Raw genomic sequence first — 11,247 nt, 5'->3', positions numbered from 1 at the left:
GCTCAAAACGCGAGAAAAAGTTGGTTTTGAAGGGATTTTTTCAATATTGAAAGTTCGCTTGAAAAATTCAGCTTTATTTTCAGCATAAGTCACGATATCACAGAGTTGGTCTAAACCGCATAAAACGACGCACATGACGATGATTAGGACATCGCTTAAAGGATATTTAACATATCTTTCATCTCGTGAATCTTCTATAATCATAAATTTTTCTTGTAGTGTCATATTCTTCTCCTAATGGCAGTGTAGCATATTTTATTTATTTTGCTAGAATATTTTATGAAACGACCGTGTAGTGCATTTTTTTAGTCTAGGTTGTTCCAGCTGTTTAAAACTTGCTTAAAATAAAACTAGACGCATTTGTCTAGTCCCTTTATTGACCGCTTTATGATTTGAGAAAGCCGAAGATAGCGAGAATAAGTAAAGGCATGGCTAGCGCCACTGCAATCATAACATTCCGCTTCCAATGTGTCGCATCTGGTATCACACGACGGACATTTGAGATGATCGTCACGCTATTTTGCCACAATTCTTCGCATGTATAACGATCTTTCTCATTGACAATCACGGCTCCATCATCCTGAATATCAAACTGATTGCCCCAAAAAGTGATGGTCGGCGACACAGCAATCGTTCGGCGTGTTCCTTTGGCTACAGCTTCACCACCAGCAAGTGCGCCTTCATACTGTTGTATAAAGTGAGAAGGTAAATAACGTCGGTCGCCATTCTCAAAATCAAGCATCATAAAATTGTTAGGCAACATCGCTGCTTTTTTAACTTTAGGGATTTCTTCGCTCATGATTCTTTTCTCCTGAATTTCTAGAGTTAGAGAAAAAGCCACTTATCTCTAAATCTTCATAATTGACAACGTCTACCACTTGGCAGTTTCCCTTCAATCGTCACAATTAGATAACTACTTCGCTATCTAAGAAAACATTTCCTTAGAAACTTATCTTAATATTAATACAATTTTATTTCATTATCAAGAATAAAGTAACCCATGCTATCTTTAGTTCATATATGTTTTCTCACTGGCTAAATCCGTCACCAAATCTGGATTGTCTTGTTTAATCAGAGATAAAAGTTGCTTCACACACTCGTATCCACCACCAGATTCTTTGATTTCCAAACCATCTTCATAAGTAATACCTATAAGTTGCAAAAATTGCACTTCTCCATGCACTGTATTCAAAGTTGGTAATTCTGTATCTTGTGTGATTAACAAGGAAGCTATTTTAGAGTCTGCTCCTTGTTTAATCGGGCTACCATCACCAAGGACATATTCATTATCTGAAAAATACTTATCACTGGTAAAGGTATAACGTGCCAAGTTTCCCAACATATTCATGGCAAAGTGACATTCCTCAACACTATCAGCTTTTAGCTTAAAGGTCATTTCATAACCCCATTTACTATAAGTTTCACCATATCGTTCTGCATCAGCATAGAGCTGACTCACGCCATAGGTGACAATGTGGTAATAACCTTTATCCGATTGATAAATCAAGTAACCATCCAAATATTCCGTGCCACCAAATATCGCACGACTTGTCAGTAGCGTTCCAAGATGACTTGGCTCTTGACCAGGATAGAGTGCGCCAAATACCTCATCTATTGCCTGCCAACCTGGTGCATATTCCTCGTCTTCCACCCTTTCCTTGTACTCAGCAAAAGTAATCTGCCCTAACATATCAGCCTTTTCAATTACTTTCTCAATTTTCTCCTCTGGCGCTTTCTTTTTCAAAAAATCAAACAATCCCATGATACACCTGCCGTCTTCATTACAAAAAAAGAATTGTCAGTTCACTTTCGAACCTAACAATTCTATTTTTTTATTTCGTATAATCTTCAACCAAAGCCACAACTTCTTCCATTGTGGCACATTCAGTCAAAGCTTTGTTTGCCAATTCTTGCATTTTCACAGTGTCAAGACGTTTCATCAAGCTACGTGTTTGTAGGATTGATGTTGCTGACATTGAGAATTCATCAAGACCCATACCCACTAAAAGTGGTACAGCAGTTTGGTCTCCTGCCATCTCGCCACACATACCAGCCCATTTACCCTCTGCATGCGCTGCTTTAATCACGTTGTTGATTAAGCGCAAGATTGAAGGGTTATAAGGTTGGTAAAGGTAAGAAACTTGTTCATTCATACGGTCAGCCGCCATCGTGTATTGGATGAGGTCGTTTGTACCGATTGAGAAGAAGTCTACTTCTTTAGCAAATTGGTCAGCGAGCATTGCTGCTGCTGGGATTTCAATCATGATACCCACTTGGATGTCGTCAGCAACTGCTACGCCTTCAGCGAGCAAGTTTGCTTTTTCTTCATCGAAAAGTTTTTTAGCTGCACGGAATTCAGTGATCAATGCAACCATTGGGAACATGATACGAAGTTTACCATGAACAGATGACCGAAGCAAAGCACGCAACTGTGTACGGAACATCGCATCGCCACCTTCAGACAAGCTGATCCGAAGCGCACGGTAACCAAGGAAAGGATTCATTTCTTTCGGAAGATCGAAATAAGGGAGTTCCTTGTCTCCACCGATATCCATAGTCCGGACAACGACTGGTTTACCATTCATACCTTCAAGCACTGCTTTGTAGGCTTCATATTGTTCATCTTCAGTTGGGAAGTCTTGTGAATCCATGTAAAGGAATTCAGTCCGATATAAACCGATTGCTTCCCCGCCATTGTCATTCACGCCGACAACGTCTTTAGGTGTGCCAATATTAGCAGCCAACTCAAAATGTTTGCCATCAGCAGTCTTTGTTTCAGCATCTTTCAGCAAAGCCCATTCTGCTTTTTGATCAGCATATGCTTTACCAGCAGCGATAAAATCAGCTTGCTCAGTTTCTGTTGGGTCAATAATCACTTCACCTGTGATACCATTGACAGCCAAAAGTTGACCATCTGCCACAAGTGTTGTGATATTGTTTGTCCCAAGAACAGCAGGAATTTCAAGCGTCCGTGCCATGATAGCTGAGTGACTCGTCCGACCGCCGATATTTGTAATAAAGGCTTTAACGAATTTTTTGTCAAGTTGCGCTGTATCAGATGGTGTCAAATCATGTGCAACAACAATCACTTCTTGATCAATGGTTGCAGGACTTGGCAATTTCTTGCCAAGCAGATTTGCAAGCACACGTTTTGTAACGTCTTTGATGTCAGCAGCACGTTCTTGCATATATGGATTATCTTCCATACCTTCGAAAATCGCAATAAACATATCTGTCACTTCTTTAAGTGCTGTTTCTGCGTTTGTTTTCTTAGCGCGAATCGTTTCTTTCATTTGACCAATCATTTCTGGATCAGCAAGCACCATCAAATGGGCATCAAAGACCGCTGCCGCTTCGTTTCCTAGGCTTTCTACAGCTTTCTCACGGATAACGTTAAGCTCGCCTGTGCTTGCTTCAAGAGCAGCATCCAAGCGAGCTTCTTCGTTGTCGGTATTTTCGACAGTAACTGTCTCAAATGACAAATCCGGTTGAACAAGTAGATAAGCTTTGGCAACTGCAACACCGCTAGACGCGGCAATACCTGTAAGCTTTTCTGCCATGATTATTCTCCAGCCAATCCTTCTTTTGTCATTGTTTCAGTGATTGCAGCGATTGCAGCGTCAGCGTCAGCACCTTCAGCAGAGATTGTAACGTCAGCACCTTGACCAACACCAAGTGACATAACACCCATGATTGATTTAAGGTTAACTGATTTACCTTTATATTCAAGGTTGATGTCAGAAGTGAATTTTGAAGCTGCTTGTACAAGCAAAGTTGCAGGACGTGCGTGGATACCTGTTTCAGCTACGATGTGAAAATCTTTAGATGCCATGATTGCATTCTCCTTAGTTTTTTCGATAATTTTTTGACTTTAGTTATAGTTCAAAGCCATTACAAGAACAGTTTATCACAAAATGAAAAGGTTTGCAATAAAAACGCAACAATTATTTATAAAGTGTGCTATATCAGTTTTTCATGACACTTGCTACTTTTCAACGATATACTGTCTGACTAGACTAGTCTTTTATGAAAAACTCTCAATTTATCATCTTTAGTTATCAAAGAAATTACGAACTGTTTGATAACATCTTAAAACCAAGCAATAAAAAGGGCTGCACCTCGATTTTTTCGACTTATTCTAAAGTTTGGTAGATTTCGTTGACTAAGGCTTCTGTTTTATCCCAACCGAGACATGGATCTGTGATAGATTGTCCAAATAGATTGGGGGCATCTTGACGACCATCTTCTAAGTAAGACTCAATCATAAAGCCACGAACTGTTTGCTTAATTTTTTCGTTCCAATCACGATTAATCAAAGTCTGACGCACGATGCGAATTTGCTCAAGAAATTGCTTGCCTGAGTTATCGTGGTTGGTGTCGACCATAATGAAAGGATTTTCAAGCCCCAGTTTTTCATAAGCAGCAATGGCTTTGAGGAGATTATCATAGTAGTAATTTGGTTCGTTTTCCCCATGCTCATTGGTTGCACCACGTAAAATCACATGTGCCAAAGGGTTACCATCTGTATCCACTTCAGCATTGCCAAATAAGAAATTTTGCTTGTTTTGCGCGGCATGAATGGCATTGAACATGACACTCAAATTACCCGATGTTGGATTTTTCATCCCTGTTGGCGCATCAATGCCTGATGCCACAAAACGGTGCTCTTGATCCTCAACAGACCGTGCGCCAATGGCATGGTAGCTGACCAAATCGTCAACCATACGTAAATTAGACGGATAGAGCATTTCGTCAGCAGTCGTGAGCCCCGTCTGTGTAATCACTTTATAATGCAAGTCTCGAACAGCTTGAATCCCATTAATCAAATCAGGTAATTTTGAAGTGTCTGGTTGGTGCATCAATCCTTTGTAGCCATCACCATTAGTCCGTGGTTTTGCCGTATAGACACGCATGACCATAAAGACCCTGTCCTTCACTTGCTCTTGTAATTTTGCCAAGCGGTGGGCGTATTCCAAAACCGCTGCTTCATTATCTGATGAACAAGGGCCGATGACGAGCAAGATGCGGTCATCTTCACCTTTAATAATAGCATCTAACTCACGATCACGCGCTTCTTTTTGAGCTAAAATATCGCCTTCTAGTTTGGCGTGTGATTTAACGGATGCGATATCAATTGTCGCACCTTTTTGGTGAATTCCCATTTTTTAATCCTCTTCCTAATTATTATAAAATTCCGATAAACTAATTTAAACAAAAACTGAAGCAAGCTCCAGTTTCGTCGTCAAAATTTTGACTTGAATCAGCCCAATAGTTCAACCTGATATCTTCTTATAGTTCTTGATAAATTTCGTTAATCAGGTCTTCCGTTTTATCCCAACCAAGACATGGGTCTGTAATTGATTTACCGAAAACAACTGGCTCATCTTGACGCCCATCTTCCAAATAAGACTCAATCATGAAACCACGGACATACTTCTGAATCAGTGGATTCCATTGCCGATTAATCAAGGTTTGACGAACAATTCGGATTTGTTCCAAATACCGTTTCCCTGAATTATCATGGTTAGTGTCAATCATAATAAATGGATTTTCTAGACCCATTTTTTCATAAGTTGCAATCGCATCCAATAAATCATCTGTATAAAAGTTAGGGATATTTTTGCCATATTCATTCAAAGCGCCTCGGAGAATGGCATGTGCTAATGGATTACCTTCTGTTTCAACTTCTGTACGATTGAATAGGAAGTTTTGTGGTGCTTGAGCAGCATATATCCCATTGAACATAACATTCAAGTTACCTGACGTTGGATTTTTCAAGCCAACAGGGACATCAATGCCCGATGCCACAAAACGGTGTTGTTGGTTCTCAACAGAACGCGCACCAACTGCAATATAGCTGACCAAATCATCAATAATACGCAGATTCTCAGGGTAAAGCATCTCATCAGCAGTCGTTAATCCCGTCTCGGTAATGACTTTATAATGCAACTCGCGAACAGCCTTAATCCCATTCAAAAGGTTAGGTTGTGCTGTCGCATCTGGCTGATGAATCAGGCCTTTATACCCATCACCATTAGTTCGTGGTTTTGCCGTGTACACACGCATCACCATGAAAATTTTATCTTTGACAGTTTCTTGTAATTTAGCCAAACGACGCGCATATTCAAGTGCTGCTGCTTCATTATCTGATGAACAAGGACCGATAACCAACAAAATACGGTCATCTTCTCCATTGATTATGGCTTCTAACTCGCGATCACGGGCATCTTTCAAAGCTTTAGTTGCCGCTGAAAGTTTGCCTAATTCTTTGATTTCTTCTATCTCTAGTTTTTTAGAAATTTCTTTAAATGTCATTTTTTTACTTTCAATCTTTAACTGAGTAATCCGCCTTAGACTTCCTACTCTCAAGGAATTGTCTTCAAAGCACATGGTGCTCAAAAAAACTTGCAACTTGCTTTGGCTATCTTTAAGCGATTTGCGCACGACCATGGCAATTTTTAAATTTCTTACCTGAACCACATGGACATGGAGCATTACGTTTCACATTTGAAAAGTCCAAACCTGTTGTCTCAGCCTTTACTACTCCCGAGGCAACATCTGTCAGATTTTCTAGCGAAGCCGTTGTCACCACTTTAGGACCATTATCTTGTTGAATCGTTGTTTGCGGGTGAATTTGTGCTTTCATCATCAAACGTGTCACTTCAAACTCGATGGCACCGACCATGTTGTTGAACATCGCAAAAGCTTCTTGTTGATATTCAACGAGTGGATTATTTTGTGCATAACCACGCAAACCAACACTTTGACGCATTTGATCTAGTTGGTCAATGTGTTCTGACCAGTTAGTATCAACAGTTCTCAGGATGACCGCTTGTTGGAAACTTAATTGACGCTCTGGTTCAGCTAATTTGTCCATTTGTTCGGCATAAATCACCTTGACTTTACCAAAAATCAAGTCCTTGATGACAGATAAACTCAAACCATCAAGCTCAGCCGCTGTCACCTCACCATCTGGTAGGAAACTGCTTTCGACTTGAACGATTAAATCTTGTGTCCCTGTTTCATCTAGCTTCCCCAAAGGCGCTTGACCTGTGACCAGACGTTCAATCGTCCGTTCAAACATGCCAAAAAGTTCTGGTGTCAAATCTTCTTTCGCTGTGATGACTTCATAACGCTGTTGATAGATGACTTCACGTTGCTCACGAATCACATCATCATATTGCAAGACTTGTTTACGAGAATCGTAGTTATTGCCTTCAACACGTTTTTGTGACGCTTCAATCTGGTTGGTAATCATGCGAGATTTAATGACTGCATCTTCACCTTCCAGTTTGAAACGTTCAAGCACAGCAGCCACACGCTCACTACCAAAACGGCGCATTAAATCATCTTCAAGTGACAGATAAAATTGTGACACACCCGGGTCACCTTGACGACCAGAACGACCACGTAACTGATTGTCAATCCGACGAGATTCATGGCGCTCTGTCCCGATAACAGCCAAGCCACGATACTCCACCTCAGGATGATCGACAACACCAGCGCCTAACTTAATATCGGTACCACGTCCCGCCATATTGGTGGCAATGGTTACTGCACCCTTTTGGCCGGCATTCATAATAATTTGAGCTTCTTTGAAGTGATTCTTAGCATTCAAAACTTCGTGTGGAATACCAGATTGAACCAATTTTTGAGAAATAATTTCTGAGGTTTCCACACCAACTGTCCCAATCAAAATCGGTTGTCCTTTGTCATGACGGTCTTTGACATCACGGACAACAGCCGCAAATTTTGATTCAATCGTTGGATAGAGCAAGTCTGGATGGTCTTCCCGAATAACTGGCATATTGGTCGGAATTGGGATGATTTGCATATTATAAATTTCACGGAATTCTTCCGCTTCTGTTTTAGCTGTCCCTGACATCCCTGCCAATTTTTTATACATTCGGAAATAGTTTTGATAAGTAATAGACGCCATGGTCTTAGACTCATCTTGGATTGGCACACCTTCTTTTGCCTCAATCGCTTGGTGGAGACCATCAGAGAAACGACGTCCTTCCATCGCACGACCTGTAAATTGATCGACAATCAATACTTCTTGACTTTCGTCGACCATGTAGTCGAAATCAAGAGACATGATATAGTTGGCTCGCAAAGAGTTATCTACAAAGTGCGTCAAGGCAGCATTTTCAAGGTCATAAAGATTATCAATCGCAAAAAAATTCTCTGCTTTATCAATCCCTTCCTCTGTCAAGCTAATTGTTTTAGACTGGACATCAACCTTATAATCATCGCCTTCTTCGTAGTCTTCTCGACCATTTAAAGATTTGACAAATTGATCTGCCCGATAATAAAGCGCACTCGAGCTTTCAGCCTGACCTGAAATAATCAGCGGCGTTCTTGCTTCATCAATTAAAATTGAATCCACTTCATCGACTAAAGCAAAATTCAATGGACGTTGCGACATTTCTTCAAATGTCGTCACCATATTATCACGCAGATAGTCAAAGCCTAACTCAGAGTTAGTTGAATAAGTTATATCGCAAGCATAGGCTTCACGTTTTTCAACCGCTGATTTAGTTGATGAGTTAATCCCCACAGTTAAACCAAGCCAGTTATAAAGTTCCCCCATTTCAGTCGCATCACGCGCTGACAGATATTCATTGACCGTGACAACGTGGACACCTTCACCAGCCAAAGCATTTAAATAAACAGGCATGGTCGCAGTCAAAGTCTTACCTTCACCAGTACGCATTTCGGGGACATCACCATTATGAAGGACAATCCCCCCCATAATTTGGACATGATAAGGAAAAAGACCTAGAATCCGTTTAGCACCTTCGCGGGCAACTGCAAAGGCTTCATAAAGTAAGTCATCTAACGTTTCACCGTTTTGATAACGTTGCTTAAATTCAGGTGTTTTGGCTTGAAGTTCGGTATCAGACATCGCCGCATAAGCCGCTTCATAACTTTCTACCTTTTCTGCCATTTTATGCAATTTTTTTAATTGTTTTTTATCATTTTCAATTATTTTTTGAATAATATTCGCCATTTCATCTCCTAAAGGGTCTTAGTCATTGTCTTAAAACAATGTACTCTTACCAATTTTACCATTTTGTAACTTAAATTTCAATTAAAAAAAATCACCCGAAGGCGATTTTGAATAATTCATTAATTTGGATAAATATAAGTTACTGCTCCTGGATTAAACAAACCGCCACGGTGATCATCAATATAGCGTTTACCTGCATAGTTTGATTCTTGAACAGCAATTTGACTACCACTTACTTGGTAGACAACAGCAACGTGACCATAACCACCTTGCCAGACAACGATTGCCCCAACTTGTGGGGTAGAGCCTGTACGGAAGCCAGCTGCGGCTGCTGATGCTGCCCATTGGCCACCATTCCCCCAATAATTGCCTGCCCAAGGTGCAAGTTGTTTCGCGCCCCAAGTACATTCTCCTACTGGGTAAGTATTATCACTACTTGGTGGTGTTGGTTTTGGAGGTGTCGGACTGGGTATATAACCACCACCACCGTCAGGGTCAGGAACATTATTATCAACAGAAACCCCATTATCAGCTTGATCTTTCGCTTTAGCTGCGGCATCAGCCACCTGATCGTTATAAGCTTTTTCACGCGCTGCAGCTGCGGCTGCTTCAGCCTGTGCGGCTGCTTTTTGTTCCAGAAGTGATGCTTTGTCGCCTTCAGCTGTTGCACGTTCTGCCGCCAAGTTCAACTGAGCCACTTTAAGCTGTGCTTCCTGTGTTTCAAGCGTTTTAGCTTGGTCAGCCATTTGAGCAAGCAATTTGTAGCCTTCATTTGCTTTCGCCTGATTTGATTTTACAGCTTTATCCAAATCAACTTTAGCAGTTTCCTGCTGTTTCATCATGTCGTTATTGGCTTTCACAACCGTTCTCATAGCTGAAATGCGTGTCACAACATCTGATAGAGATTTAGAATTGATGACAGCATCCACATATGATGTTGCTGAGCCATCTGTTTGTGCTGAACGTGCTTGCGCTTTAAGTGCTTCATCACGTTCTTTAATTTCTTTTGTTAAATCGACAATTTTAACTTGCAGTTTATCGGATTCTTTAAGTAAATCGTCAGTCTCTTTTTTTAGTGTTGCTTGTTTTGAGCTCAAGCTAGTCACTTGCGATTGAATCCCTGCGACTTCAGATTGCGCAGCTGCTTCAGCAGATTTCGCCGAAGCAATCTTGGCATCCTGACTTGCGATTTTATCGTCCGTTTCATCGGCCACAGCAACCATTGCTGTCGATACAGATGTTAAAACAACTGTCGATAATAAAAGCGCTGATAATATTTTTTTCTTCATTATAGTTTTTCCTCCAAAGGATAACACGTTTTTGGTTCAGTTTTAATTATACGCTTTCAAAGCACCATTAATGTTACAATCATGTTACAGTTTGGTTTTCATTTGTAATGCTTTCTTAGCTTTTGTTATCCCATAAAATTTTTCTAAGGGTGATTGCAAAACAATGGCAAAGAAAATATTGAGACATAAACTAGGCGCTATCTCATAAATAATGTAATCCGCAAATTTGAAATTTGAAATTTGAAATCCCAAGATGATAGCACCTGATAAGAATTCAAAAGCTGTCACAATGATAATCACAGTAAAGATACGCGTCAATCGATTTGCAAAAACTGTTTGTCTAATATTATACACAAAAAGTGCAATCAGAGGAAGCAATAAGCTCGCGATACCATAAACACCGATATAATAGCTATCATAGATTAGTCCAATGACCAAAGCAACGATGACCATGTAATGGTAACTATGCTGCAAAATACTATAGGTCAGAAAAATCAGCAGTAAACAAGAGGTCATAGTTGTGGCATTTGTACTAAGCAACTGCGTTAGCTGACCATCCAATAACATCACAATAAGGAGGATGAGAGGCGTGAAGAATTGAAAGGAGAAACGACTCATATTTTTCCACCTCTTCCAAAAACTCTACAAATCCCACTGTTATCACGTTTTTTGTAAATATTTTTTTTGAACATTTATCTTTATTTCCCTCATATTCCCTATTTTTCATTCATTTTTGCCCAGAATTGCCCAGAATTTTCAAGTCACTTTTTATTAAATAACATCCTAGAAAACTCTTGTTAAGATTACTTTTTTATAGTGCAATCTTGTTCAATTCCTTAACTGCGACATCAGACATTTTTTTGGTAACGTGCGTATAGATTGAAGTTGTAATCTTAGGGTCTCTATGCCCTACCCTCTCCATTATAGCAGTTTGACTAACACCTG

General features: G+C 40.2%; 10 protein-coding genes and 2 pseudogenes. All 12 read right to left on the bottom strand.

Features of this window, described 5'->3' with window-relative positions; translation table 11 throughout:
* On the bottom strand, positions 1 to 225 hold a 225-nt coding region (locus tag ACYQ21_RS13175; RefSeq protein ID WP_460058932.1), incomplete at its 3' end, for a transposase family protein.
* A 160-nt stretch (positions 226 to 385) separates the two neighbouring features.
* Complete coding sequence (locus ACYQ21_RS13170) at positions 386 to 799, bottom strand: hypothetical protein (RefSeq protein ID WP_460058931.1); 414 nt, start codon at positions 797 to 799, stop codon at positions 386 to 388.
* Positions 800 to 1,009: 210 nt separating this feature from the next.
* Positions 1,010 to 1,762: a suppressor of fused domain protein gene (locus ACYQ21_RS13165; RefSeq protein ID WP_460058929.1), complete on the bottom strand. Its 753-nt coding sequence runs from the start codon at positions 1,760 to 1,762 to the stop codon at positions 1,010 to 1,012.
* Positions 1,763 to 1,832: 70 nt separating this feature from the next.
* Positions 1,833 to 3,560: a phosphoenolpyruvate--protein phosphotransferase gene (gene ptsP, locus ACYQ21_RS13160; RefSeq protein ID WP_460058927.1), complete on the bottom strand. Its 1,728-nt coding sequence runs from the start codon at positions 3,558 to 3,560 to the stop codon at positions 1,833 to 1,835.
* 2 nt (positions 3,561 to 3,562) lie between these two features.
* Positions 3,563 to 3,832 carry a phosphocarrier protein HPr gene (locus ACYQ21_RS13155; protein WP_460058925.1) on the bottom strand — a complete coding sequence of 90 codons (270 nt, stop codon included), beginning with the start codon at positions 3,830 to 3,832 and terminating at the stop codon, positions 3,563 to 3,565.
* A 301-nt stretch (positions 3,833 to 4,133) separates the two neighbouring features.
* Positions 4,134 to 5,162 carry a 3-deoxy-7-phosphoheptulonate synthase gene (locus ACYQ21_RS13150; RefSeq protein WP_460058923.1) on the bottom strand — a complete coding sequence of 343 codons (1,029 nt, stop codon included), beginning with the start codon at positions 5,160 to 5,162 and terminating at the stop codon, positions 4,134 to 4,136.
* A 127-nt stretch (positions 5,163 to 5,289) separates the two neighbouring features.
* Positions 5,290 to 6,315, bottom strand: a complete 1,026-nt coding sequence (locus ACYQ21_RS13145) for a 3-deoxy-7-phosphoheptulonate synthase (protein ID WP_460058922.1) — start codon at positions 6,313 to 6,315, stop codon at positions 5,290 to 5,292.
* Positions 6,316 to 6,427: 112 nt separating this feature from the next.
* The gene (locus ACYQ21_RS13140; protein WP_460058933.1) at positions 6,428 to 6,646 is read right to left on the bottom strand and encodes an SEC-C metal-binding domain-containing protein; all 219 of its coding nucleotides are present in this window, start codon (positions 6,644 to 6,646) and stop codon (positions 6,428 to 6,430) included.
* Positions 6,623 to 9,013, bottom strand: a pseudogene (secA, locus tag ACYQ21_RS13135) (preprotein translocase subunit SecA); the annotation flags it as partial. The pseudogene secA and the gene ACYQ21_RS13140, both read right to left, overlap by 24 nt.
* A gap of 119 nt (positions 9,014 to 9,132) precedes the next feature.
* Positions 9,133 to 10,302 carry a peptidoglycan hydrolase PcsB gene (gene pcsB, locus ACYQ21_RS13130; RefSeq protein ID WP_460058921.1) on the bottom strand — a complete coding sequence of 390 codons (1,170 nt, stop codon included), beginning with the start codon at positions 10,300 to 10,302 and terminating at the stop codon, positions 9,133 to 9,135.
* Between the two features lie 84 nt (positions 10,303 to 10,386).
* Complete coding sequence (gene mreD / locus ACYQ21_RS13125) at positions 10,387 to 10,920, bottom strand: rod shape-determining protein MreD (RefSeq protein WP_460058920.1); 534 nt, start codon at positions 10,918 to 10,920, stop codon at positions 10,387 to 10,389.
* Between the two features lie 193 nt (positions 10,921 to 11,113).
* Positions 11,114 to 11,247 (bottom strand): annotated as a pseudogene (locus tag ACYQ21_RS13120) (tyrosine-type recombinase/integrase); the annotation flags it as partial.

It is taken from the genome of Pseudolactococcus yaeyamensis (genome assembly GCF_054658615.1).
This window is presented reverse-complemented; position numbering and strand designations above follow the sequence as displayed.